This window comes from Fusobacterium sp. FSA-380-WT-3A (assembly GCF_012843705.1).
Lineage (GTDB): Bacteria > Fusobacteriota > Fusobacteriia > Fusobacteriales > Fusobacteriaceae > Fusobacterium_B.
Genome location: NZ_JABAFQ010000003.1, coordinates 25677 through 49697 on the forward strand (window position 1 = coordinate 25677; position 24021 = coordinate 49697).

General features: G+C 25.2%; 26 protein-coding genes and 1 other RNA gene. 5 read left to right on the top strand and 22 right to left on the bottom strand.

The window, feature by feature from the left end; genetic code table 11:
- Positions 1-14: 14 nt before the first annotated feature.
- The 8 genes from HF862_RS03275 to HF862_RS03305 form a co-directional block, all read right to left on the bottom strand.
- Positions 15-470 carry a hypothetical protein gene (locus tag HF862_RS03275; protein WP_170186502.1) on the bottom strand — a complete coding sequence of 152 codons (456 nt, stop codon included), beginning with the start codon at positions 468-470 and terminating at the stop codon, positions 15-17.
- On the bottom strand, positions 451-738 hold the full coding sequence (locus tag HF862_RS03280; protein ID WP_170186503.1) for a hypothetical protein: 288 nt from the start codon (positions 736-738) through the stop codon (positions 451-453). Before HF862_RS03280 ends, HF862_RS03275 begins: the two co-directional genes overlap by 20 nt.
- 1 nt (position 739) lies before the next feature.
- A complete protein-coding gene (locus HF862_RS03285; protein ID WP_170186504.1) occupies positions 740-1363 on the bottom strand; it encodes a Rad52/Rad22 family DNA repair protein in 624 nt (207 codons plus the stop codon).
- A gap of 13 nt (positions 1364-1376) precedes the next feature.
- Positions 1377-1664, bottom strand: coding sequence for a hypothetical protein (locus HF862_RS03290; RefSeq protein WP_170186505.1), 288 nt, complete (start codon positions 1662-1664; stop codon positions 1377-1379).
- Positions 1664-2527 carry an ArdC-like ssDNA-binding domain-containing protein gene (locus HF862_RS03295; RefSeq protein ID WP_170186506.1) on the bottom strand — a complete coding sequence of 288 codons (864 nt, stop codon included), beginning with the start codon at positions 2525-2527 and terminating at the stop codon, positions 1664-1666. The genes HF862_RS03290 and HF862_RS03295 overlap by 1 nt, the downstream gene beginning before the upstream one ends.
- A 129-nt stretch (positions 2528-2656) precedes the next feature.
- Positions 2657-2782 (bottom strand): hypothetical protein, encoded by a 126-nt coding sequence (locus HF862_RS10090; RefSeq protein WP_255456929.1) that lies wholly within the window; start codon positions 2780-2782, stop codon positions 2657-2659.
- Positions 2779-3276, bottom strand: coding sequence for a siphovirus Gp157 family protein (locus HF862_RS03300; protein WP_170186507.1), 498 nt, complete (start codon positions 3274-3276; stop codon positions 2779-2781). Before HF862_RS03300 ends, HF862_RS10090 begins: the two co-directional genes overlap by 4 nt.
- 211 nt (positions 3277-3487) lie before the next feature.
- A complete protein-coding gene (locus tag HF862_RS03305; protein WP_170186508.1) occupies positions 3488-5182 on the bottom strand; it encodes a hypothetical protein in 1695 nt (564 codons plus the stop codon).
- A 197-nt stretch (positions 5183-5379) separates the two neighbouring features.
- On the opposite strand from HF862_RS03305, the gene HF862_RS03310 reads away from it, so the two are divergent.
- From HF862_RS03310 to HF862_RS03320, 4 genes are all read left to right on the top strand, one after another.
- On the top strand, positions 5380-5955 hold the full coding sequence (locus HF862_RS03310; RefSeq protein WP_170186509.1) for a hypothetical protein: 576 nt from the start codon (positions 5380-5382) through the stop codon (positions 5953-5955).
- On the top strand, positions 5956-7671 hold the full coding sequence (locus HF862_RS03315; protein ID WP_170186510.1) for a BREX system Lon protease-like protein BrxL: 1716 nt from the start codon (positions 5956-5958) through the stop codon (positions 7669-7671).
- A 48-nt stretch (positions 7672-7719) separates the two neighbouring features.
- On the top strand, positions 7720-7854 hold the full coding sequence (locus HF862_RS10095) for a hypothetical protein (protein WP_255456931.1): 135 nt from the start codon (positions 7720-7722) through the stop codon (positions 7852-7854).
- A gap of 71 nt (positions 7855-7925) precedes the next feature.
- Positions 7926-9425 (top strand): recombinase family protein, encoded by a 1500-nt coding sequence (locus tag HF862_RS03320; RefSeq protein ID WP_170186511.1) that lies wholly within the window; start codon positions 7926-7928, stop codon positions 9423-9425.
- Here HF862_RS03320 and ssrA read toward each other — a convergent pair.
- From ssrA to rfaE2, 7 genes are all read right to left on the bottom strand, one after another.
- Positions 9404-9752: a transfer-messenger RNA gene (ssrA, locus tag HF862_RS03325) on the bottom strand. The genes HF862_RS03320 and ssrA overlap by 22 nt on opposite strands.
- Before the next feature lie 97 nt (positions 9753-9849).
- Positions 9850-10035: a DUF4250 domain-containing protein gene (locus tag HF862_RS03330; protein WP_170186512.1), complete on the bottom strand. Its 186-nt coding sequence runs from the start codon at positions 10033-10035 to the stop codon at positions 9850-9852.
- Between the two features lie 61 nt (positions 10036-10096).
- Positions 10097-12016 carry a threonine--tRNA ligase gene (gene thrS, locus HF862_RS03335; RefSeq protein WP_170186513.1) on the bottom strand — a complete coding sequence of 640 codons (1920 nt, stop codon included), beginning with the start codon at positions 12014-12016 and terminating at the stop codon, positions 10097-10099.
- Positions 12017-12055: 39 nt separating this feature from the next.
- Positions 12056-15622, bottom strand: a complete 3567-nt coding sequence (locus HF862_RS03340; protein WP_170186514.1) for a hypothetical protein — start codon at positions 15620-15622, stop codon at positions 12056-12058.
- A gap of 88 nt (positions 15623-15710) precedes the next feature.
- Positions 15711-16388, bottom strand: coding sequence for a tRNA (adenosine(37)-N6)-threonylcarbamoyltransferase complex dimerization subunit type 1 TsaB (tsaB, locus tag HF862_RS03345; protein WP_170186515.1), 678 nt, complete (start codon positions 16386-16388; stop codon positions 15711-15713).
- Entirely contained in the window at positions 16382-16834 is a 453-nt protein-coding gene (gene tsaE, locus HF862_RS03350) for a tRNA (adenosine(37)-N6)-threonylcarbamoyltransferase complex ATPase subunit type 1 TsaE (protein ID WP_170186516.1), read from the bottom strand. Before tsaE ends, tsaB begins: the two co-directional genes overlap by 7 nt.
- A gap of 8 nt (positions 16835-16842) precedes the next feature.
- Positions 16843-17304 carry a D-glycero-beta-D-manno-heptose 1-phosphate adenylyltransferase gene (rfaE2, locus tag HF862_RS03355; RefSeq protein ID WP_170186517.1) on the bottom strand — a complete coding sequence of 154 codons (462 nt, stop codon included), beginning with the start codon at positions 17302-17304 and terminating at the stop codon, positions 16843-16845.
- Between the two features lie 222 nt (positions 17305-17526).
- Here rfaE2 and HF862_RS03360 point away from each other — a divergent pair, with 222 nt between their 5' ends.
- Positions 17527-18342, top strand: coding sequence for a hypothetical protein (locus HF862_RS03360; RefSeq protein ID WP_170186518.1), 816 nt, complete (start codon positions 17527-17529; stop codon positions 18340-18342).
- Between the two features lie 107 nt (positions 18343-18449).
- Here the strand turns inward: HF862_RS03360 and HF862_RS03365 are convergent, their stop codons facing one another.
- The 7 genes from HF862_RS03365 to HF862_RS03395 form a co-directional block, all read right to left on the bottom strand.
- On the bottom strand, positions 18450-18848 hold the full coding sequence (locus HF862_RS03365) for a universal stress protein (protein WP_170186519.1): 399 nt from the start codon (positions 18846-18848) through the stop codon (positions 18450-18452).
- Positions 18849-18932: 84 nt separating this feature from the next.
- Positions 18933-19610 carry a methyltransferase domain-containing protein gene (locus HF862_RS03370; protein ID WP_170186520.1) on the bottom strand — a complete coding sequence of 226 codons (678 nt, stop codon included), beginning with the start codon at positions 19608-19610 and terminating at the stop codon, positions 18933-18935.
- Between the two features lies 1 nt (position 19611).
- Positions 19612-20211 carry a pimeloyl-ACP methyl esterase BioG family protein gene (locus HF862_RS03375; protein ID WP_170186521.1) on the bottom strand — a complete coding sequence of 200 codons (600 nt, stop codon included), beginning with the start codon at positions 20209-20211 and terminating at the stop codon, positions 19612-19614.
- Positions 20189-21313 carry an aminotransferase class I/II-fold pyridoxal phosphate-dependent enzyme gene (locus HF862_RS03380; protein ID WP_170186522.1) on the bottom strand — a complete coding sequence of 375 codons (1125 nt, stop codon included), beginning with the start codon at positions 21311-21313 and terminating at the stop codon, positions 20189-20191. Before HF862_RS03380 ends, HF862_RS03375 begins: the two co-directional genes overlap by 23 nt.
- Positions 21300-22676 carry an adenosylmethionine--8-amino-7-oxononanoate transaminase gene (gene bioA, locus HF862_RS03385; RefSeq protein WP_170186523.1) on the bottom strand — a complete coding sequence of 459 codons (1377 nt, stop codon included), beginning with the start codon at positions 22674-22676 and terminating at the stop codon, positions 21300-21302. Before bioA ends, HF862_RS03380 begins: the two co-directional genes overlap by 14 nt.
- Positions 22670-23344, bottom strand: coding sequence for a dethiobiotin synthase (bioD, locus tag HF862_RS03390; protein ID WP_170186524.1), 675 nt, complete (start codon positions 23342-23344; stop codon positions 22670-22672). The genes bioA and bioD overlap by 7 nt, the downstream gene beginning before the upstream one ends.
- A gap of 172 nt (positions 23345-23516) precedes the next feature.
- On the bottom strand, positions 23517-23966 hold the full coding sequence (locus tag HF862_RS03395; protein ID WP_170186525.1) for a GNAT family N-acetyltransferase: 450 nt from the start codon (positions 23964-23966) through the stop codon (positions 23517-23519).
- Positions 23967-24021: the final 55 nt, after the last annotated feature.

Below are 24021 nucleotides of genomic sequence, written 5' to 3' on the forward strand. Positions count from 1 at the left end.
TAATAGAGGACTTCCTATTGGAAGTCCTTATTTTCTTCTATATAATATTTATTACTATCATTTTCAAACCTTGACATAGTAATCATATATTCTTCTATAGCTTTTTTGTAATTAGTTACCATAAGAATAAAGTTTTCATATGTTGTTTGTCCATACTCTCTATATTCTCTACAGCAATTATATTTATTTTTTATTTCCTTAAATTCTATGCGATAGTCAGGTGCTTTTCTATTGTCTATATAGAATTTAACAACTTTAGGAGTTAGACTTTGTTTTGATGTAGTTATTAGAACTTTTTTCATTTGTCCTGCAATGGGTTTTACTTCTGCTGTATCCATTTGTACTCTAAAGTTTCTCATATATCCACTTAAAGCTTCTTCAAAATTATTATACTCTGTAATATCATACCCTTTTAGTTTGTATACTCCTAATTGCTTTTCAGCTACTGCTCTATGTAAATAGTATTTCATCTTTATTCTCCTTTCTTTCCATATGTTTTTTATATTCCTCTATTAGTTCCTCAATTCCTGTATAACTATCCACAGTCAAATATTCATATTTTATGTAAAAGTCATATAATCTCGCGAGAGTTATATCTTTTTCTACTTTTTCTTGTGCTTCTAAATAATCGCATACATTATTATAGAAATGGATTTTATAGGATTGATTAAATACTTCCTCAATCCCTTTATCCATAATATTCCTTTTAAATTCCCTATATTCTTCACTAATAGTCATTTTATTTTCCCTCTAATAATCTTTCACAAGTTTTTATTATATTAACATCCCTACTTTTATCCCTTAGGTATTTGATATAGCTTATATCTTTCTTATAGATTTCTTCTAAGGTATATCCTTTATACTTTCCAAAGTCTAATACTAAAGGTTTATCTTCTGTTTTATCAGGTAGTTTTTCTTTTTTAGGTTCTTTATCATTTAATTCTAACTTTGGAGTAGTTGCAAACACAAATCCTTTTCCTTGGGGTTTTATAGGAAACCAACTATTTCTAGCGTTATATAAATATCTTCCTATTCCAAATCCACTACTTGCTACTCGCTTAAAAGCACTTGATATTCCACCTTTTATACTTTCATAATCAGTTGTAGAAGCTCCATCCTCTTTAGAAATCCATTCATTATTTATTCTAATTGATAAAGTACATAGAAATCCTCCTTGTATTTCCTTGTAAGCTACTTTCCAATTCTCTACTCCTAATACTTCATCTAATCTATTTTGAATTGCTCTTGCTTGAACATAAGCAAGAGCCAATCCCATAGTTTTATCTGTATTTGTCGCACCAACTCTAAATTCTAAATCTTCTTCTGGGAAATGTTCCCTTAATTTATTCAATAGTTCTGTCATACTTTTCCCCCTTTTAATATTCACTAGGATACATAATAGTCCAAACTTCTCCATATGTAGGGTCTATACTTTTTACTGCCCATACACTACATTTTTGATTATTCTTATATCCTAAAGGTATTTGTTCTATTCTTTCAGGTACTTCTTGTTTATTTATCATAGTAGTTTCTTGAAGATTAAATATTTGTAAATCGTCTATATCTTCCTTATTCTCATTTCTTAATATTGTACCTACTACACAAGCTAAATTTCTTAAATCTAATTCCTCTCTTATTCTTCTAGTTGTAAATATGTTTGCCATTATTTTTCCTCCTCTAATAAATCTATTAATCCTTTTTTATCTTCGCCTAATCCATATAGGAATTGCTCAAATGATGATAAGGCTACATCAAAAGCTTCATCAATTCTTACATTATTATTTTTCCATAAAGCTATATATTTATATTTTCCACTTATGTCTAAATTAAAATAGGAACCATATAACATGGCTCCTAGTTCTGCTTCAACTTCCTCTTGATTCATATTCTTTTTTTCTTTTACATCTTCATCAAAATGATTTAAGTAATGAGTAAACTCATGTATTAAAGTTCCACTCATAGCTACAAATTTATCTTTTTTTAATGTAATAGTCTTTCCATCAGTCATTCCCCTTGATGTTCTATCATCTAATTCTTTTTGGATATTTACTGGTAAATACTGTTCTACTATTTCCTTACTTTTATTAAATAGTTTTGTAATTCCATATTTGCTTTTTCCTATCTTCATTCTAGTATCTATTGTTGGTATTTCTACTGCATTTTCTGTAGGAATAGTATGTTTAATATCAAATACATTAGCATATCTAAATCCATAGATTTTTTCCTTTTCTTCTCCATTAACTTCTTCTTTTTTAAATAATGGAACTAATATTTTAATGGCTTTCGCACCCTTTTTAATGTTATATCCCATCTCTTTCCACTTTTGAAATCCAGCGACCATTGTTGCTGTTTTATCTTGTTTATAGATAAGGATGTTATTTCTAATACTATAGCTATAGAAGTTATTTTTTCTAAATTCTATAAACTCTTTTAGTTCTTGTGAGTTCTTTAAGAAATCTTCTATCTTATCATTTATATCATTTTTTAATTCTTCAATCTTATTTATAAAGTTTGAATATTCCTTCATTCCAAATTCCTCCTTTTTTATTAAAATTACCCCGTTTTTTCTAAAAACTATATCTATTTTTATCTTTCAGGAAATAGGAAAGCCTTATTTTTACTAGAGTTATAAAATCCTACAATTTCCTAGAAAATCCTAGTTTTTCCTAAAAATCCCTTTAATAATCCTGATATTTTCCTCTTTCCTTATAATTTTCCCTAAAAATTCCTCTTCATATCCTTCTTGGATTTTTAATATTTCCTCTGTAATTTCTTTCATCATCTTATCTGTAATGAATAGTTAGTTACTATTCTCGCTCCTTTTAATTCTCCATGTTCTTTTAAATATTCCTTTATTTTTTCTTTATCTGCTTTTACTTCCTCTGTTACTTTTAGAAATTCTTTAGGTAAAACTGACATATCATATACATCTACTTTATCAGGATTTTTTCTTATTCCATAAGCTCCTAAATCTGTTTCTATTTTCTTTTTATCTAGGAACTGCATAATCCCTATAAGGTAGTTTTTAAGATTCTCTATTTTCTTAGTTTTCTTCTTACTTATATCTAGTAATCTATCTGATTCTTCCTTTGCTGATTTACTTTCAAGTTCAAGATTTCTAATATATTTGATAATATTAGAACTTTTCCCAGAAAGTTCATCTTTTAAATAATCCATAATCATATTATAGTTTTCTTTATCTAGTTCAGTACCATCAGAATCTAAGAATATATCTAGTGTTTCAATCATTGCTCCAGCTATTTCATACATTTTCATAAATATCATCTCCTTTTAATTTTTATTAGTTAAATCATCAATAGCCTTAATAGTAGTTCCTACAATTACTAAAATTCCTCCAATAGTTCCTAACATATAATCACTCCTTTCAAATAATACAAAAAGCCTAATCCAATTAAGGACTAGGCTTAATAATCAAGTTTTTTCTATTATTATTTCTTTATGTACACTTTATAATATATAATTAGTTTTAAAATAAATAATTAATAGTTGATGCTTTTCCTATTAGATTAAAGTCATTTTCTAATAAAATAAAAGTAAAAACATGAGTACATACTGTATTAGGATCAGTAATAAAATCTCCTAATAAAATTTGACTTTCAAAAACATAAAAATTATTATTTTCTATATTTTTTATTTCTAAAAGTTTTACTAAACAATAATAATCATTACTTATTAAAATTTCATTATTTAGTAATTCTTTTGAAGTAGAAATATATTGTTTTTTTATAATCTTACTATCCCTATCTTTATTTGTACAAAGATTTAATGATATATTTTGAATATTCTTTAATATTATTTTTTTATTCAAATATATAATAAAATCTTTTCCTATACTTCCTGTAAAATCTTCAACTTCACTTAAAATAACATTTATTTTCTCAGATTTAACTCTCGTTAACTCTATATTTTTTAATATTTTTTCTTTATATACAAAATCTTCAATATTCATTTTTTCATAAAAAATAATAGCTTTATCAGAATAATTATTTCTTATACTATCTCTTATTTTATATTTTAAATATATGTAATATAAATTAGAAATATATTGAATAGTGTCACTAGTATTTTTTAAATAAACTTCTGAAAAGTTTTTTATTGATGAATCATTAAGAAGTTTAGCACCTGACAAATATTTATTATATTCTTGTTGACTAGCAAAAGAATCTTTTAAAACTTTATCTAATTTTTTCTCTTTTTTTATCAATTCATCTAAAGCAATTACTGTTTGAGTATATGAAAAACAACTCATTCTAAGTGGAGTTGTTAAATAAAAACTTAATGATACGCACTCAAAAGTATAGTTTCCTTTTAATTTAAATAATAAACATTTTATTAATTCTTTTTCTAGTATATCATAATCAATTTCAACAGTTTTTAATTTTTTACTAAGAATTGGAAGTATTTTAAATTTATTTTTAGTATTACTTTTTAATCTTAAATTAGTCATATATATTTTTTCTAAAATACATATTGAATGAATTATAGCTCGTACTAATCTATCAGTATCTGCTAATAATATCTTCATATCCTCAATTTTATTAATATATTCATTATAAATTTTAATTAACTCTTCTAATTCTTCTAAAGTTAATATTTCAATTTGTAAGTAATATAAAGATTTCAAAATAATTTTTTCTATTTCTTCTATTTTTAATTTATCTTCATATTCTTGTCTTTTCATGTCTAGTTCTAGTCTTATCTTTTTATGACTATTCTTTATTTCTTTATCGGTTAATTTATTGGTTATTATCTCAAAGTTATTTTCCTTTTGTTCTTTTGGATAAGATATTACAGTATTATAACGCATTACTTTATTATACTTTTTATCTATATCTTCAATCTTTTCAACTTGAATATTTGACATCAATTCACTTTCAAAATTTTTTAAAAAATTTTGAAAACCCTCTTTTGAAATTGAATTACATTTTTCTGCCTTTAATTTAATAAAATTATAGTTATATCTTTTTAAATACATTTCTTGTAATATATTATCAACATCCACTTTATTTAAATCAAATCCTAGCACTTCTGTTTCTTTTAAAATAATTTTATCTTTAAAAAATGTTTTTTTAAACTTAAGACTCACTAATATTAATTCCCTTATTTTTCCATTTATTCCATTAACAATTCCACTATTTGTAGTAAAAAAAATACGTTTCATTAAAATTACTCCTTCTTTGTAATAATAAAAAGACTATGTCCAACTCTTAAAAATTTCTTGTAAAATACAAGTATAAAAAATCAATTCTAATTAGAAAATTACTTATTTAATTATAACAAAATTTATTTTTTCAATAAAGTAAAAAATTATATTAACTTACTTACTAACACAATAAAATTATTAACAAGGAGGAAATAATGGAAAAAGTAGAAAAAGAAAAATTAATAAAGTTATGTTCAGTATTAAATGGTTTTAATTGTTTACAACTAATATATGGAAAAATATATAAAGTTTCCGAACTAACAATTTTGTTAGAAAATTCTAACTATATTATTTTAGGTACTGGAGTTATTGAGAGTAAAAATTTAGATAAATTGGAAGGACAAGAAAAATTGAAATATATAGAAGAAAACATTATTCAAATCCAAACAGAAGAGGAATTTCAAGCTTTTAAAGAAAAATTAATACTCGAAAAAAAAGAACATGCCCAACAAAAGGAATTTTCGGAAAAGCAATGGGAAACTATATTAAAAAATACTATAGAAGAAAACACTTCTAAAAACACCTCATCTGAAGAAAAGAATAGAATCTTTAAAATAGTTGTAAATTGTCCAGTAAAAAAAGAGGAAATAAAACCCTATTATTGGGAAGTATTTGATATCGTAGGAACTGCAGAAAAAACTAGAAATATATTTAATGCTAAAGATGGGATAAAACTTAATAAAAATGATTTCCCACAAAAAAATAGAGAAAATAAAGAGGAGGAAAATTAAATGAAAACACTTTCTGTTAGCGAAAGAATAAAAACAATGGATAGAAAAGATTTAGAGGATATAGTTTTAAAATTAATAGAAAAAAATGAAGAAAAAAGAGAGGAATTACCATATGAAATGATAGATTTAATTAAAAAGAAACCTTCATTTCCAATATTTACTTCTTCTATAGAGAAAAAGTTACGCCATGATGATGAAATAGTATCTAGTAATAATAGTTTTAAAGCTTTTATAGATACTGATATCTCTACAAAAAAATGTGGAATAATTCTTAAAGTCAAAGATTATGATATAGAATTCCTCCTACCTCTTCCAGATAAAATAAAAAAAGAGTTTTGTTTAAATATTAAAACAGGTATTTATACTTGTGAAGGGGAAATTAGATATACTCCAGAAATGAATATCTTTACAGTTCATTATCTTAAAATTTATAGTTATTATGATATATTTAATACTTGGAATAATATGATTTCTAATACTGATAGAACAATTAAATCTAGAATGGATTTAATCATTTCAAAGTTTGGACTCGAACCGAATAATTTACTATATATGGAGAAAATAGTATTCTTACTACGGTTAGTTCCTTTAGTTGAAAAAAAGTATTTAATGGTAGATATTTCAAAAAGAGAAATAGGAAAAAGCTATATATACTCTATGTTAAATTTCAACTTATATACTAATCGTGTAACTAGAAGTACTGCATTTGTAGATGGAAGAAATGGAAAAGAAGGTGACTTCTTCTTAGAAAATCCTGTTTACATAATTGATGAAATAGGAAAGATTAAGGATTTAGAACTAATAACATCAATCCAAGTTTTTAAAAATGGTGATAAAAACGAAGGAACTATTCAAACTGGAAAAGGTAATAAAAAATCTAGTAATTCAATTATTTTATTAGGAAATCCTAAAATTACTGTTGATTTTAATAGAATATTTAAAACTAAAACTAATATATTTTCTAATACTATAATTGATAAAAATGAAGATAGTACAGCATTTTTAAGTAGAATTGATAGTTTAATTCCATCTTATGGCTGTCGTGCTTTTAATTCTTCAATGTTAAACAAAAATGGTAAAGATGAAGAATTTATAGATATATTTAAGAATGCTTTATCAACATTAAGAGAAAAAGAGTTGAATATTTCTGAGTTCTTAAAAAAATATAATTTACCTTCATCTTTCAATAGTCCTAGAGAAGAGATTGCTATTTTTAAAACTTTAGAAGGATTATTAAAACTTTTATACCCTGAAGTGTATATAGAAAATAATAATAACAATCTCTTACAAGGAATCTTAGATTTGCTATTATTAATTGCTATCCAAGTTCGACAAACAGTAAATAATCAAATAGCGATAATAGAAAAGAGAGAATTAGGAAATATTATTGATTATTCTTGTGATATTAGAAATATCTATTTTAATTCTTTTAATGCTCAATATCTTTGTACACCTCATAGAATATTTATAAATGAAGGTACAACAATAAGAAAGATTCCACTTGATACAGTAGGAATTATGCTTAATAAATTAGAGATAAACTACTTAAAACAAAGGAATTATTACTTTGAAGAATTAGGAATTGGTGAATTGAGACATTATTTAAATGTTGTATCTGAATTTGATAATAATCCTATGTTTAATCATTTAACTGGTAGTATAGAATATTCTAAAAACTATAACTTTATAAAAACTTATTCTCTAGTTAATTTTTAATTAATTATATATCATAATATGAATATTATATAATGGAGGGATAAAATTATGGAACTTAAGAAAATAGAAGATATTAATAAGAAAATGATAATTAAGAAAGAGGTATATATAAGTATTCAAGAAGAGGAAATAAATAGTGATATTTTGATATCTAGATTAGCTAAAGATTTATTTGGAGTGTAATTATTTAGAATGAGAGAGGGAAACTTTCCTCTCTCAAATTTAAAACTATAAAAATTATGGAGGTAAAAAATATGAAGAAAGCAGTAGCATATTGTAGATTTAGTTCAGATAATCAAAGAACAGAAAGTATATTAGCTCAAGTAAGAGCAATAGAAGACTATTGTAAAAAAGAAGGTTTCACTTTAGTAAAAATCTATAAAGATGAAGCTATATCTGGTACATCTACTGACGACAGAGAACAATTCTTAGAAATGATAGCTGATTCTAAAAAGAAAGAATTTAACTATGTTATAGTACATAAATTTGATAGATTTGCAAGAAATAGATATGATCATGCTATTTATGAAAGGGAATTAAATGAAAATAATGTAAAACTTATATCAGTATTAGAGCAATTAAATGATTCTCCTGAAGCAGTAATTTTAAAATCTGTACTCACTGGAATGAATGAATATTATTCTCTTAATCTTGCTAGAGAAGTTAGAAAAGGACAAAAAGAAAATGCATTAAAATGTATTCATAATGGAGGAATACCACCACTTGGCTATAATTTAACAAATGAGAAAACTTACATAATTAATGAAACAGAAGCTCAAGCTGTTAAGTTAATATTTAAAATGTATCTTGAAGGAAGAGGATATTCTTATATAGCTGATGAATTAAATTCTCTAGGATTTAAAAACAAATTAGGAAAACCTTTTAAAAAATTAAGTATAAGAGATACTCTAAAGAATGAAAAGTATTCTGGAATATATACCTTTGGAAAAAAAGATAAAAAAGGAAAACTTACAGGTAAAGAAATAAAAATAGAAAATGGAATACCAGCTATTATATCAAAAGAAGATTTTGAAAAGGTACAAATAAAACTAAAAAGAAGAATTAGAAATACAACAGGTCGTTCAACTGCATTAACTCCTTATCTTTTAACAGGATTATGTATGTGTGGAGAATGTGGAGGAACTTATTCTGGAGGATATAGAACTGTTAATAGAAACAAGACTATTTACTATGGATACCAATGTAGAAATAGAAAAGATAAAATAACTAATTGTAAAAATACTCCTATAAGAAGAGAATTATTAGAAAAACTTATCATTTCTATTTTAAAAGAAAATATATTCTCTGCTCCACAAATAGATATAGTTGCAGAAAAAGTTTTCTCTTATATAAAAAATTCTTTAAAACAATCTAATACAGAAATTAAAAAAATAGAAAAAAATATATCAAAACTTCAAGAAAAATTAAGTAAATTATTAGATTATTCATTAGATGGAATAATTTCAGATTGTGAATATAAAGAAAAAAAAGAAAAAATAGATATGGAAATATTATCTTTAAAAGAAAAAAAATTAGAATATAGTAATTCAGCTAAAATAATAAGTAAAGAACAAATAAAAAATCATCTTATTGAACTAGGACAAAATCTAGATTCAAAAGATGATACTCTTATTCAAATTATTATTCAAACATTTGTAAAAAAAATTATTATCCATAGAACAGAAATCACAGTAGAAATACGTTTATTTCCTGGACTGGACATGGTTAATAATGGTGGAGATGACGGGAATTGAACCCGTGTCCAAAACAATAAGCACCATAAGCTTCTACAAGCTTAGTCTGTTATTAAATTTTGCAATAGTTACTCCCACAGACAGGGCTAACTAAAGCTATCCTCTAAAATGTCCCTAATTGTTTAGAGAAATCACAATAGGTAATCTGTGTATTGGTAACACCTCGAAAGTTTTCTCCCACAGAACAGAAAAAACAGAGGTGAGCTGACAACTAAGCAGCTAAAGCGTATTCGTTATTTCCATCTAAACGATGAGTTGATCTCTCACAGCGATCATCCTGGCCTGCTACCTATGACCTCATGGCCCTGTCGAAACCTTTGCATCCCCACATATAATTTAGAAATATATTATACTATTTTTAATTTTTTTTGTCAAATAAATTATATTAAGCACATTATAAGTAAAAATAAAAATTTTTCTAATTTTATTTTAAAGAAAATTGATTTTTATTTTCATCATAAAAATAACCATTTTTTTCAAAATGCTCTATAAGTTCATTTTTATCAATATCCATATCTTCACATAAACTATCAAGTGATGAATAAAAATCTCTCAATTTCATATTTATCATACTATAAGCTATATTTATATCCATTTTTATAAAATTCATTTTATTTTTCTCCTTTTAAAAAACTGCTGATTAAATATAATCAGCAGTTTTTATTATAATATTATAAATTTTCTTTTATTTTTAAAGTAGCTTCATCAATAGCATAAGGAATGAAATCTTCTAATTTCATAGTTTTTTGGTCTTTTTCTCCAAATCTTCTTACATTAACCTCTCTATTTTCAGCTTCAGCTTTTCCAATTACAAGTTGCATAGGAATTTTATATTTTCCATTTGCTTCTCTAATTTTGTAACCTATTGTTTCAGCTCTATCATCTAATTCTACTCTTATATTTTTATCTTCTAACATAGCCATAACTTCTTTTGCATATGGAACTACTTCATCATTAAGAGTTAATATTTTAACTTGAGTAGGTGCTAACCACATAGGGAAAGCTCCAGCATAGTGTTCTATTAAAATTCCAATAAATCTTTCTATTGAACCATAAACAACTCTATGAATCATTACTGGTCTATGTTTTTCTCCATCTTCACCAATGTAGTTAATATCAAATCTTTCTGGTAAGTTGAAGTCTAATTGAATTGTTCCACATTGCCAAGTTCTTCCAATAGCATCTTTAATTTTGAAGTCTAATTTAGGTCCATAGAAAGCTCCATCACCAGGATTTAATTTATAAGGAACACCTATTTTTTCTAAAGCTCCTTTTAATCCAGCTTCTGCTTTATCCCAAATTTCTTGAGCTCCAATAGCTTTTTCTGGTTTTGTTGATAATTCTATTGAATAATCAAATCCAAATATTCCTCTATAGAATTTATCTATTAATTGTACGACTCCTATAATTTCATCTTGAATTTGGTCTGGAGTCATAAAGATATGAGCATCATCTTGAGTAAATGCTCTAACTCTCATTAATCCATGTAAAGCTCCTGAGAATTCATGTCTGTGTACATGTCCTAATTCTCCAACTCTTTCTGGTAAATCTTTATAAGAGTGAATTTTGTTTTTATAAGTTATAACTCCACCTGGACAGTTCATTGGTTTTATAGCAAAATCTGTTTCATCTATTGAAGTAGTATACATATTTTCTCTATAGTTAAACCAGTGTCCTGAAGTTTCCCATAACTCTTTATTTAACATTGTAGGAGTTTGAATTTCAACATATCCAGCTTTTTTATGCTCTCTTCTCCATAAGTCTATTAAAGTATTTTTTAATACCATTCCTTTTGGTAAGAAGATTGGGAATCCTGGTCCATATTCACTTACAAAGAATAATTCTAACTCTTTTCCTAATCTTCTGTGGTCTCTTTTTTCAGCTTCTTCTAAGAATACTAAATAATCTTTTAATTTATCATTATTTGAAAATGCTAAACCATATATTCTTTGAAGCATTTTATTTTTTGCGTCACCTCTCCAGTAAGCTCCAGCAACTGATTTTAATTTGAATGCTTTAATATATGATGTTGATGGAACATGAGGTCCTCTACAAAGGTCCATAAACTCTCCTTGTTTATAGAAAGAAAGTTCATCTCCTTTTGCAATTTCTTTTATAATTTCAACTTTATAAATTTCTCCTAACTCTTCAAAATGTTTTATAGCTTCCTCTCTAGTCATCATAACTCTTTCGATTTTTAAATCTTCTTTAGCTATTTTTTTCATTTCAGCTTCAATTTTTTCTAAGTCTTCTGGAGTAAATTGTTCTTCTGAATCAAAGTCATAATAGAAACCATTTTCTATAGCTGGTCCTATTGTTACTTTTGTTCCTGGGAATAATCTAACAACTGCTTGAGCCATTAAGTGGGCTGCTGAGTGTCTAATTATATGTTCTCCCTCTTCTGTATCCATAGTTATAAATTCTACTTTTGCATCATGGTCTAAAACATAAGACATATCTTTTAGTTCTCCGTCAACTTTAGCAGCAACAGATTTTTTTACTAAAGAATTACTTATAGATTTAGCTATGACAAACATATTTTCTGCTTTTTCAAATTCTTTTATGCTTCCATCTATTAATTCTACTTTCATTTTTTTCTCCTTCTATAAAATTTTCTTAAATTTTTATTTTTATTCAATATCTTCTACTTCTATTCCACTAAGAATGCTTCCATCTGGAGATAATTTTCCATTTTCTCCTCTATCATTTTTAGCACCAATACTAAAGATTGTATTATCAGGGAAAGTAAGAAGTGTAAATTGAAGAGCCGCTCTCCATTCATAATCTCTTGTTGAAATACTGTAATCTCTTATGTATGCAACAGACCACTCATAGTATCCCATCTCTTTTCCAATTTCAATTCCTGCTTCATCTATAAAGTTATTAACTTCTCTTATTGTATCATCATTATCATAGAATTGAATATACATCTTAGTTCTCCATCCTTCACTAGGTTTTCCTATTTTAGCATGGAAACTAAATTCATGTTCTTTTTCATTTACTTTTCTAATACCATTGTTAAAGTCAGCAGTTTCAGAATAAGTATATCCAAGTCCAACTCTATTTTGAGAATAGAATAATCCTGCCTTAAACTCTTTTAGAGCATCCCAATAATCTCCAGAAATTTTATCATCCTTATTTCTTTCAAGAGATAAATAGAAATCTAAACTTCTCTTATAATCTCCATAATAATTTATTCTTTCATCAATTGATTTTCCTAAATTAAACATTGTAGTTCTAGCTTCATTTCTTTCAAAAATTTCTCTCATTCTTGAAATATCCATTGGAGTTACTTCATCTTTAGATTTTCCAAACTCTTTACTTGCATAATATCTTAATTCATCTTCTGATAATCTCTTATCTTTAAAACTATATCTTAAAGAAATTATATCACTATTATATTGAGTATTCATTTCTGTGTTAACATTATTATAGGCATTAGGTACATAATTTCCTTGATAATCTCCATAAGTTACACTTGTAAAGTGTTGTACATCAGTTCCTGTTTGATATGCTACTGTATAAAGTCTATTTTTTATATCTAAAACTTCTCTATTACCTATATTAGCTTTATCTGTACCCTCTGTATATTGTAATGTAAGTTTTTTATCCTTACTAAATGAATAAGTATATCCATAAATATTTTCTCTAATTTCTTCATCTAAATCAAATAAATTATTACTAGAATCTTTTATTGAATCTAAAGCTAAATAATCAATACTTTGATTTTTATAATAGAATGAATGATTTCCTTTATACAAAGCTACACCATAATCTTTATTTGATAAATCATTATAATTCTCATTATCTAAAGAATTATAATCATATGGTTTTTTATATGAGTATCTATCATTTTCATTATAGTAGAAAGATACAACTTTTTCATTATTATATTTAAAGTCTAAAGTATTTTTTAAGCTATCAAAAGCCTTATCATTTGAATATGCTTTTTCAGCCTTTTCATACTCTCCACTATAAACAGTTTCTAATTTTCCTGTTGTTATTGAAAAATCTTCATTAAATTTTAAAGTACTATTTTTATTAATAAGTCTTCCATACTCTTGAGAATCTTCTCCATCATATGTATAATCTTGATAATAAAAACCTAATTTATTTTCAAAATTTTCACTAGAAATATCATAATTGATTTTACCACTATATTTTGTCATTGAATCATCATTTATAGTTCCCTTACCATCTGTAAAGTCATCTTTTCTAATATCTCCATAAATATCTATATTTCCTACTTTTCCTAAAGAGATATCTTCTTTAGATAATCCTAAACCATAGAAATCAGATTCATTTTCAAAAATTCTAGAAGTTCCATCATAGCTTCCCTCTCTAGTTTCAATAGTTTCCTTATAATTTCCACCAAAGAAAGATACATCAAATATTCCAGAATAAATATCTACAGTTGCTTTATTTTCCTCTATTTCTTCATAAACAGTATTTTCATATTTATTATATTGACTAACTCTATTATTTCCAAAAACTTTTTCTCTGAATGGGTCATTATTTTGATTTAATTTTTTCTCTGAATAATCATGAGTTAAAGTAAGTTTAGCATCTGTATTTCCAACAAAATCATACTCTCCAAAAGATGCACCATATTTTTGAGAATTATACTCATCATATTCTGCTACAGTCCAAGGAGTATAAGTTATTTTTAAATTTGGAATTAAATATTCAGTTAAATCTCCTAAGTTAGGGTTTCTTTCCCAAGAGTTAAGTTTTCTAAATTTATCTCCATTTACTTCATCAAAATATAAAGATACTTTATTTTTCTTATCAGTAAATCCAAATCCGAAATCTTCTCCTCTACTTCTATCATCATTTATATTAGAACCCTTATCCATATCATATAAATAATTATAGTATGTAGTAAAAGTAAATTTTTCATTATCTTGTGTAAGTTTTACATTTGAAAATAAGTCATTATCTATTTGAGAGGTAAATCCCATATCATTAATTTGGTCTGAAACTATATATTTATAAGCCTCTTTATCATCAGTTAATTTAACTTTTGCTTCAAGTGATATATCTTGATTTTTTCCAAGTTTTGATAAAGATGTATCAAGTGTATAGAAATTTGAATAATCTCCTATATCTGGAATATCTCCTAAAACTCCTTTTTTTAAATTTCCATCTTTATCATAGTGATTAAACTTACCTTGAGAATCATAATCTTCTATAACATCTTTTAAAGCATCATTCATATTATAAGTTAAACTTTGGAATCCAAAATCGAAATGACCTTTTTCACCATTATATTTATGAGTATACTCTACATCCCATCTATCATCAAAACTTTCATCTTCTCTTCCAATGTCATTTTTCTTATTATCATCTTCTTTTCTCCAAATAAGAAAATCTGTGACATTTAATTTTGATTCTCCAAGATTATCAAACTTATACCAATTTTCCCATCTTCCAATTAATATTCCCATTTCGTCAGCAAACTTTGGAGCAAATCCACCTCTGAATTTTTTATTTTTACTTTCGTAAAGAGTTCCCCATGCTATATTCCAACCATATTTTTCATCAGTTCCCCATTCTGGAAATAATGGAACTTCAGAACCTTGTCTTATATTAAAACGGAACCATGGAAATTTATAAGGAAAGATATTAAAATCTTGAATATATAAATCAGCACCTTTTAAGGTTACTTGCTTATCTGGTTCAATATAGATACTATCTAAAGTTAAATAATATCCTAAATTTTTTCTGTTTCTATTGGTATTTACTTTTGGGTCAGTTGTTAACCAGGCATTCTCTACTGTTATTTTTTCATCTTTTATAACAGTTTTTTGTCCACCAAAATATATTTTGTCATTTGGTTTTTCTGCTCCTGTTGCTTGACCAATTTCCAGCCAACTAAAACTTTCACCAAATAAACCATCTCTATTTTTTGTAGATAATTCAGCATTTTTAGCTTCTATTTTAAAATTTCCAGAAATAAAATTGGTTTCTAAAGTAAAGTCTTTATTAATATATATTTTTTCAGCCTTTTCATCTCTTCTAGCATCATAAACTTTAAGAGTAGCATCTCCATAATTAATATCTATCCCTTGAGTAGCTTGAATTTGTCCTGTAGTCAAATCAATTTCTACTTCATTTTCATTAGGATTAATATCATTTGAAAAAGATTTCATTCCTATTAAAGCAAGAGCTAATATTAAATAATATCTTTTTTTCATAAAAAATCCCCTTTTATTGTTATCCATACTATTGAATTATATCATAATTAAGATTTTTTTTATATATCATCTATAAAATTTCTTAAAATTATTTTTCCTTTTCTCTCTCTGCTTGTGATTTACTTAAATATACAGGTTCCATTGTGTAGATATTATCTTCTCTGTCTTTAGAAATTTCACATAAAACTCCTGCTCTAGGTAGATTTAAAGAGTTATTTGCAAAAATACAATTATCTTTTCCAACAATCTCCTCAATCAAACTTCTATATCTTATAGCTCCATCACCTAAATAAAGAGTTTTTTTATTTTTTCTAGTTTCTAAATATTCTCTTAATTCTCCAACTTTATATTCTTCTAATTGTTTTAAAGCTTCATTTTCATACTTAAAACTACAATAATATCCTCTTTCTTTTCTAGCATCTATTATTGAACAAATTTCATAATCATTATTTGTAGAATTTCCTGCAATAATATCAAGTTCATTAACTCCAACTATTTTACAATTATTTGCAAAAGCTAATCCTTTGGCAACAGCTACACCTATTCTTATTCCTGTAAAAGAACCAGGTCCTATACTTACAGCAATTTTATCTATATCTTTTATATCAACCTCTAAAAGATTTAATAAATTATCAACCATTACCATAATATTTTCAGAATGAGTTTTATTAATGTTTACCGTTATTTCTCCTAGCAATCCTTTTTCATCAGAATACACTCCTATACTTCCAACATTTGTAGAAGTATCAATTCCTAAGATTAACATAATTTAAACAACTCCTTTTCTCTTGCTTTATTTCCAATAAAAGAAATATTTAATTTTCTTGTACCCTCATCAAAATATTCAAATTTTATTTCAATATATTCTTTTGGAAGTTCTGACTCAATTATATTAGCCCATTCTATTAAAACTACTCCATCACCATTTATATAATCTTCATAACCTACTTCATAAATTTCTTCTGGGGTAGATAATCTATACACATCAAAATGATAAAGAGGAAATTTTCCAGAAAAATATTCTAACACATAGTTAAAAGTTGGACTTTTTAAATTTTCTGTAACACCAAATTCTTTTGCAAAATTTTGGCTAAAAGTTGTTTTTCCTGTTCCTAAATCTCCAATTAAAGCAATAGTATCTCCAGGTACAACATAATTTGCCAATTTTTTAGAAAAATCATTTATTTGAGCAAATGACATTATTTTTTCCATATACATCCCTATCCTTGAATTTTTTTTACTATATTTGTAGTAGATTTTCCCTCTACAAAAGATAAAATTCTAACTTCTCCACCATAACTTTCAACTATTTTGGTTTCAGGAAGGTCATCTTTCGTATAATCTCCACCTTTTACATGAATAGATGGTTTTAAACAAGCAATTAATTCTTCTGGGGTATCCTCTTCAAAAATTACAGTAAAATCTACTGCTTTTAGTCCCCCTAACATTTCTGCTCTATCATATTGATTATTTATTGGACGAGATTCTCCTTTTAATTTTTTTACAGAACTGTCTGAATTAACTCCTACAATAAGTATATCTCCTTGTCTTTTAGCTTCATTCAAATATCTTAAATGACCTACATGTAAAATATCAAAACATCCATTTGTAAAAACAACTTTTTTATTTTGAGTTTTTAACATTTCTACTAATTGTTTTCCAAATTCTCTGTCTATTAACATTTCTCCTCCTTGAAACACATTTTTTAGAAAAACCTTTATCCTTTATTGTACCATAATATTAAAAATTATAAAACTATTTTTACAAAATAAAATTTATAATTTTAAGAAATAAAATGAAATAATTTTTATTTCACAAAAATTTTTAAAATTTTCTCTTTAATTTTTTTACTTTTTAATGTATTATATAGTTATAAGAATTTTTTTTGAAATAAAGGGGGACTTATGGAAATTTTATCTAAATTGGGATTTAAAAAAGTAGGCGAATGGAAAAAATTACAAAATAATCTATATTTTGATGTTAATGACTTTAAAAAAGAAAATAAAGTTGTTTTTGCTTTTGTTGTGAATTCTTTTGTAAAATTTATTTCAGCTACTGAAGATGTTTTAGAATTTGCATTAAATTGTTATGTGTCTCCAAAAGAATTTGAAGGAGAAGAAGTTAGAGTTAAAGAACTTATTTTAAAAACATTGGATAATGGCCCTGTTGAAATTTATGCTTTAAAAAACACTAAATTTTTTGGTTTTAAAACTAGATTTGATAAACAAGATATACTTAAACTTATAAAAGAATTTAATGCTGATTGGAATGACGAAAATCTTGTAGACCGTATGAAAAAAATAGTTGGTAAAGACAGAGTAGCTATTCAAAAAGATGTTGAGGAAAAAGAAAAAATCCAAACTATTATTGAAGAGAAACCTGAAATGAAAGAAGTTTTAAAACCTGAAAAAACTAAAAAAGAATATGAATCATATATTTTCATTTTAGGAAAAAGTTATCTTGATAGAGGATTTTTCAATTTAAAAACTTCTCACTCTCATTTAGTTGCTGGAGATAAAGATGAAATCCAAATAGTCGTTGGAGAAAAACAAGTTATCTCTGGTAGAATAAGTAGGACAGCAAACTCTTCTGGTACTCCTAGAATCATTGGAAATAAACCTTTAAAACTTTGGTTTACAGAACATTCAGAAGTTAATGGTGAAATAAAAATAACTTTCATCAATAAGAAAAAAATTAAGCTTGAAGCTTTGAATAAATAATTAAAATATGAGGTTATTGTATTTTTTATAATAGCCTCTTTTTCTTATTTAAGTTTTATTAAAAAAGAGGGCTGTTACAAAAATTTTGTAACAGCCTTTTATTAATTTTATTCTGGAACTATCATTACTATACAAGGAGCATGTTTTACTACATAACTAGTTACAGAACCAATCATACGAGTAAGTCCTTTCTTAGTAGATTTAGTCATTATTATAATATCAACTTTATTCATTGAAGCTGATTTTAAAATTTCTTTTCCTGGCTCTACAAATCCAACTTCACAAGCAACTTTATATCCCTCTAACTGTCTTATAGCTGGTGCCACTATCTCTTGCATCTCCTTTTCAGCTTCTAAAAAATCTTTTTCTTCAATAAAAAGCTTAGCATCTTCTTTAACATACATCAATATTAGCTCTATCTCATCAGTAGTATAAAGATTTTTTACTAAATCAATAGAATGCATACTTCTTTCTGTTCCATCTAACGGTATAAGAATTTTTTTCATAATTAACCCTCCCTTTAAACAACAGATAATAAATAATTTTTATTATTTATTTTTCTATATTAGACTCTTATTTCCTTTATTTTTCTAAATATTATTTTTAACAGCCATGAAATATCCTATTGAATATGTTAAATTTCTCTCTTGATAAGATTTTATCTTGTTTACAGAAGTCTTTGTATTTTTTAAACCTACTCCTGTTCTTTTTATATGTTTTAAAGCCTCTAATGGAGTAAAAAAATTTAGAATCTTTTTTTCTCTAAAATATTTAATATCCGTAAAATATTTTTCCAATATTTTTATAATGTCCTCTTGAGTTTTATATTTAAGTCCAACTCCAAAATGATTTTGAATCTCCTTTAAATTCCCATCAATATACATTGAAAAAAATAATTTATCAGTTTTTCTAGAAATATTTTCTACCAATTTTTCAAAATCATCTATCCATTGAAAACTAGAGCTTGAAATTATAATATCATAATTTTCATTTATAGAGTTTACCATATCTCCTACAATGAAATTATTATATTCAATATCCTTAAAATAATTTTTTGTGTCATAATAATCATTTAAATCTAAAATATTTATTTGAAATTTTTCTAAAACCTCTCTTGTAAAAAGTCCTGTTCCACAACCTAATTCAAAAACTTTATTAAATTTTTTTTCTTTAATATTTTCATCCATTATATCAACTAATTTTTTAGCTACTTCTTTTTGGATTAGTGCATTACTATCATATGTTGAAAAATTCTTTTCAAAATTCATTTTATCCCTCATCAATATTTATAATTTTTTCCCAACTATCTAAATAATAAAAAGGAAAGTGAGAAATAGGTAATTTTATAATATTAGTTTTTTCTTTTTCATAAAATTTTATTTGATTTTTAGTTGGTATTGTAATATCTTTTTCTCCAATTATTGCAGTTGAAATATAATTATTTTGTGGTCTATAATTTTCCTTTAAATATTTCAATTCTTCTATTAAATTCTCAATATTTTTTTCATTACTTTTGCTTTTATATCCTATATTTATATAAAATTTTTCAATATTTTTTTCATCCATATTTCTTAAAGTCAAATTATAAATTTTCTCTTCTATTCCAAATTTTCCAATAATTTCTGGTGTCCCATTTATTGAAATAATTTTTTTATATTTTATTTGAGAATTTTCTGATAAAAATTTAGAAAGGTAATATACTCCAAAAGACCATCCTACAAAATAAATATTCTCAAATTCCTTTAATTGCTCTTTTTCTAGTAAATATGGAAAAGTTAAAGTTTTTACAATAAAATTTTCTGGAATTTTTAAATCTTCTATTACATTTTCATTCATTCCCCAACCATTAAAAAAGATTATTGCATTCATTTTTAAACTCCTCTAAAAATTTTTCAATCTCAACTTTTGAAATATTTGGATTTAATCCTAATCTCATTCTTTCACTGCCCTTTAAAACTGTTGGACTTTTTATTGGATAAACTATATAACCTTTTTCTCTAAGATTTTTACACACAATATCAGCTTTTTCATTATCTCCTATTATTAAACTTATAATGTGAGAAGTAGAAGTTGTTTTTAATTTCATCTGTTTTATTTTATTTAAAGTAAAATTTTTTAAATCTTCTAATTTTTCTCTTTTTTCCTGAAAATTTTTCATATTCTTTAAAATAAAAAGATTCCATAAATTATTTACAGGAGGCAAAGCTGTTGTATAAATAAATTCTCTTCCAAAATTTATTAAATAATCTCTATGAATATCTGAGCAAATTATATATGCTCCTATGGAACCTCCACCTTTTCCTAAAGGAATTGTTATAAAATCAATGTCTTTTATTAAATCTTCTTCATAACTTATTCCATACCCAAAAACTCCATAGGAGTGGGCTTCATCAACCATTAAATCAAACTTATATTTTTTCTTTAAATTTACAATCTCTTTTATAGGGGCAATATCCCCATCCATACTATAAACTGTTTCTGTCACAACTAAAATATCTGAATAATCTCTATGATATTTTTCTAATATGTTTTCTAAATGATTTACATCTAAATGTTTATATCTAATTATTTTACTACCACTGGCTAAAATTCCATCATATATACTAGCATGATTCAATCTATCAGTTATTATTAAAGAATCTTTATTATAAAAAGTTTCTATTATTGTTTTATTGGCTGAAAAACCACTATTCATAACAAGAGATTTTTTTCCATAAATTTTATTTAATTCCTCTTCTAATTCTCTGATTATTTTATAATTTCCTGTTATAAGTCTTGAAGAGCTAGAAGAAAAACTTATCTCATTCCTATATTCTTCTAAAAATTTATCTTTTAAATTTTTATCTTGTCCAATTCCTAAATAATCATTTGAAGATAGATTTAATCTATTCTCATCAATAATTTTTAAACTTCTAAAATTTTTTTCCTCTTTATTTTTTCTCAATCTCTCTTCTATCTTATTTATTTCCATTTTCATCACTATTTCTTGAGTTTATATATTCTTCAATAGATTTTTTACAAATCTCTAACATTTCATCAATTTCTTTATAAGTTATTATATATGGTGGCATAAAATACATAGTATCCCCTAATGGTCTTAATATAGCCCCATGTTTTAAAGCTATTTTATATATTTCATATCCTACTCTATCTTTAGAATTATATCTTTCCTTTGTATTTTTATCTTTTACAATTTCTAAAGCTCCCATAAGTCCAATTTGTCTTATCTCTCCAATATAATCTTTATCTTTAAAAATTTCTAAAGCTTTTCTCTTTAGATATTCACCTTTAGCATTTATTTTTTCTAAAAGGTTTTCCTCTTTAAAAATTTTTAAAACTTCTAAAGCTATTCTACAACCAATTGGATTTCCAGAAAAACTATGAGAATGTAAGAAAGATTTTCCCTCTAAATATTCTGAATAAAAAGATTGGAAAATTTCCTCAGTCATTAAAACTATAGACATTGGATAATATCCTGCTGTCAGAGCTTTTCCAACACACATAATATCTGGGGAAATTTGAGCCCATTCACTAGCAAACATCTTTCCTGTTCTTCCAAATCCCATAGCAATTTCATCTACTATCATTGTAATATTTAGTTTTTTAGTCAATTCTCTCAATTTTTTCATATAAATTGGAGAATAAATTTTCATTCCTCCAGCCCCTTGGACTATAGGTTCTATTATAGTTGCTACAATTTCCTCATGATTTTCTGTTAAAACTTTTTCCATTTCACAAAAACATTCAGCTTCACAGTTATCATAATTTTTCTTGAAAGGACAATTAAAACAATCTGGACCTTGAACTTTTATAGCCTCTTTTATAAGTGGTTTATATTTTTTTGTAAAAAAATCTATATCCCCTACTGCTAAAGCTCCTATTGTTTCCCCATGATAAGAATTTTTTATAGTAACTAATTTATGTTTTTTTGTATACCCTCTTTGATGTTGTGATTGTAAGGCCAATTTTAAAGCTATCTCAACACCTGAAGACCCATTATCAGCAAAAAATAATTTTGTAAGTCCCTCTGGAACTAATTTTATAAGTTCTTCTGATAATTCTATTGCTGGTTTATGAGAAAAATTTGCAAAAATAATATGTTCTATTGTATTTATTTGTTCATTAATTACCTTATTTATTCTTGGATTACAATGTCCTAAAGGATTAAGCCACCAACTTCCCACACAATCCATATATTTTTTTCCAAATTCGTCATAAACATAAAGTCCCTCTCCTTTAGTTATAACTATTGGAGGAAATTTCTCATAATCTTTCATTTGTGAACAAGGGTGAAAAATATATTTTAAATCTCTTTTTTGTAAATCACTTAACATAAATTATCCTCCAAATTAAAAAAATTAAATAATTGACTTTTTTCTATTTCATTTTGATTTTCTTTTATAACTAAATAATTTTTAATATTACTATCTTTTAAAACAACTTTTATATTGTCATTTTCAAAATCTTTTTCTGTATATCCATTAAAAACTATTCCATGAATTTTTATATTTTTACTCCTTAAAAATTCTATGGTAAGCATTGCATGATTTATTCCACCTACTTTTGTATTTGCAACTAAAATTACAGGATAGTTAATTTTTTTCATAAAGTCAAACATATAAAATTCATCTCTTATAATTGGTACATATACACCACCAGCTCCCTCTACTAATAAAATAAAAGTTTCTTTTTCTTTTCTCTCTATCTCATTATAAATTATTTTCATATCTATATTTTTATTTTCTATTTCACTAGCTAAATGTGGAGATACTTCTGGAATTAACATATAACTACACATTTTTGAATCATAAGAGATTCCACTAAAATTAGATAAAAATTTTAAATCTGGTGCTGTTAATTTCCCTCCTTCATAAAAACAACCACTTTGAATTGGTTTATAATAATCTGTTTTTATATATTTTCTCAATTCTTTAAAAAATAATGATGAAGTATAAGTTTTTCCTACATCAGTCCCTACTCCTGTAATAAAAAATCCTTGCATTTTTTATATCACTCCCTTTAATAAAATTAAATTCATTATAAAATAAATAGGTTGATATTTCAAAATAAAAATAAATTTAGGTTAACAATTAAAAAATGTTTTATAATAAAAAAAGAGAATATTGTAAAATTCCAATACAATATTCTCCTTTTAATAAATGAATATTAATTTTTTATTTTTTTAACTTCATGGTAACATGAGGAATTCCATCTTCATCATAAACTTCTGATGTAGGGATAAATCCCAAAGATGAATAAAATTTTCTCAAATAATTTTGAGCTCCAATAGTTATTTCTTTTTCTCCAAACCTTTTCTCTATTATTTCAATAGCTTTTATTAACATTTCTCTTGTATATCCCATTTTTCTATATTTTTGATTAGCAACTATTCTTCCTATTGAAGCTGTAACACAAGTTATTCCTTTTGGTATAACTCTACAATAACAAATAATTTCATTTTTCATTTCATCAAAAAAATATAGGTGTAAACATTTTTCATCATTTCCATCTAAATCTAAATAGGGACAATTTTGTTCTACTATAAATATTTCATTTCTTAGTTTACAAATTTCATAAACTTCTTTTCCTGTAAGTTCCTCAAAAGTTTTTAAAACTTCCTTCATTTCTCCTCCAATATATAAAAAAGAACCATTGCAAAATATTGCAATGGCTTTTTCT

What these genes read in the sequence shown, in the direction of transcription:
- HF862_RS03275 (WP_170186502.1), bottom strand. Translation starts at nt 470, where the DNA reads ATGAAATACTATTTACATAGAGCAGTAGCTGAAAAGCAATTAGGAGTA.
- HF862_RS03280 (WP_170186503.1), bottom strand. Translation starts at nt 738, where the DNA reads ATGACTATTAGTGAAGAATATAGGGAATTTAAAAGGAATATTATGGAT.
- HF862_RS03285 (WP_170186504.1), bottom strand. Translation starts at nt 1,363, where the DNA reads ATGACAGAACTATTGAATAAATTAAGGGAACATTTCCCAGAAGAAGAT.
- HF862_RS03290 (WP_170186505.1), bottom strand. Translation starts at nt 1,664, where the DNA reads ATGGCAAACATATTTACAACTAGAAGAATAAGAGAGGAATTAGATTTA.
- HF862_RS03295 (WP_170186506.1), bottom strand. Translation starts at nt 2,527, where the DNA reads ATGAAGGAATATTCAAACTTTATAAATAAGATTGAAGAATTAAAAAAT.
- HF862_RS10090 (WP_255456929.1), bottom strand. Translation starts at nt 2,782, where the DNA reads ATGATGAAAGAAATTACAGAGGAAATATTAAAAATCCAAGAAGGATAT.
- HF862_RS03300 (WP_170186507.1), bottom strand. Translation starts at nt 3,276, where the DNA reads ATGAAAATGTATGAAATAGCTGGAGCAATGATTGAAACACTAGATATA.
- HF862_RS03305 (WP_170186508.1), bottom strand. Translation starts at nt 5,182, where the DNA reads ATGAAACGTATTTTTTTTACTACAAATAGTGGAATTGTTAATGGAATA.
- HF862_RS03310 (WP_170186509.1), top strand. Translation starts at nt 5,380, where the DNA reads ATGGAAAAAGTAGAAAAAGAAAAATTAATAAAGTTATGTTCAGTATTA.
- HF862_RS03315 (WP_170186510.1), top strand. Translation starts at nt 5,956, where the DNA reads ATGAAAACACTTTCTGTTAGCGAAAGAATAAAAACAATGGATAGAAAA.
- HF862_RS10095 (WP_255456931.1), top strand. Translation starts at nt 7,720, where the DNA reads ATGGAACTTAAGAAAATAGAAGATATTAATAAGAAAATGATAATTAAG.
- HF862_RS03320 (WP_170186511.1), top strand. Translation starts at nt 7,926, where the DNA reads ATGAAGAAAGCAGTAGCATATTGTAGATTTAGTTCAGATAATCAAAGA.
- HF862_RS03330 (WP_170186512.1), bottom strand. Translation starts at nt 10,035, where the DNA reads ATGAATTTTATAAAAATGGATATAAATATAGCTTATAGTATGATAAAT.
- thrS (WP_170186513.1), bottom strand. Translation starts at nt 12,016, where the DNA reads ATGAAAGTAGAATTAATAGATGGAAGCATAAAAGAATTTGAAAAAGCA.
- HF862_RS03340 (WP_170186514.1), bottom strand. Translation starts at nt 15,622, where the DNA reads ATGAAAAAAAGATATTATTTAATATTAGCTCTTGCTTTAATAGGAATG.
- tsaB (WP_170186515.1), bottom strand. Translation starts at nt 16,388, where the DNA reads ATGTTAATCTTAGGAATTGATACTTCTACAAATGTTGGAAGTATAGGA.
- tsaE (WP_170186516.1), bottom strand. Translation starts at nt 16,834, where the DNA reads ATGGAAAAAATAATGTCATTTGCTCAAATAAATGATTTTTCTAAAAAA.
- rfaE2 (WP_170186517.1), bottom strand. Translation starts at nt 17,304, where the DNA reads ATGTTAATAGACAGAGAATTTGGAAAACAATTAGTAGAAATGTTAAAA.
- HF862_RS03360 (WP_170186518.1), top strand. Translation starts at nt 17,527, where the DNA reads ATGGAAATTTTATCTAAATTGGGATTTAAAAAAGTAGGCGAATGGAAA.
- HF862_RS03365 (WP_170186519.1), bottom strand. Translation starts at nt 18,848, where the DNA reads ATGAAAAAAATTCTTATACCGTTAGATGGAACAGAAAGAAGTATGCAT.
- HF862_RS03370 (WP_170186520.1), bottom strand. Translation starts at nt 19,610, where the DNA reads ATGAATTTTGAAAAGAATTTTTCAACATATGATAGTAATGCACTAATC.
- HF862_RS03375 (WP_170186521.1), bottom strand. Translation starts at nt 20,211, where the DNA reads ATGAATGCAATAATCTTTTTTAATGGTTGGGGAATGAATGAAAATGTA.
- HF862_RS03380 (WP_170186522.1), bottom strand. Translation starts at nt 21,313, where the DNA reads ATGGAAATAAATAAGATAGAAGAGAGATTGAGAAAAAATAAAGAGGAA.
- bioA (WP_170186523.1), bottom strand. Translation starts at nt 22,676, where the DNA reads ATGTTAAGTGATTTACAAAAAAGAGATTTAAAATATATTTTTCACCCT.
- bioD (WP_170186524.1), bottom strand. Translation starts at nt 23,344, where the DNA reads ATGCAAGGATTTTTTATTACAGGAGTAGGGACTGATGTAGGAAAAACT.
- HF862_RS03395 (WP_170186525.1), bottom strand. Translation starts at nt 23,966, where the DNA reads ATGAAGGAAGTTTTAAAAACTTTTGAGGAACTTACAGGAAAAGAAGTT.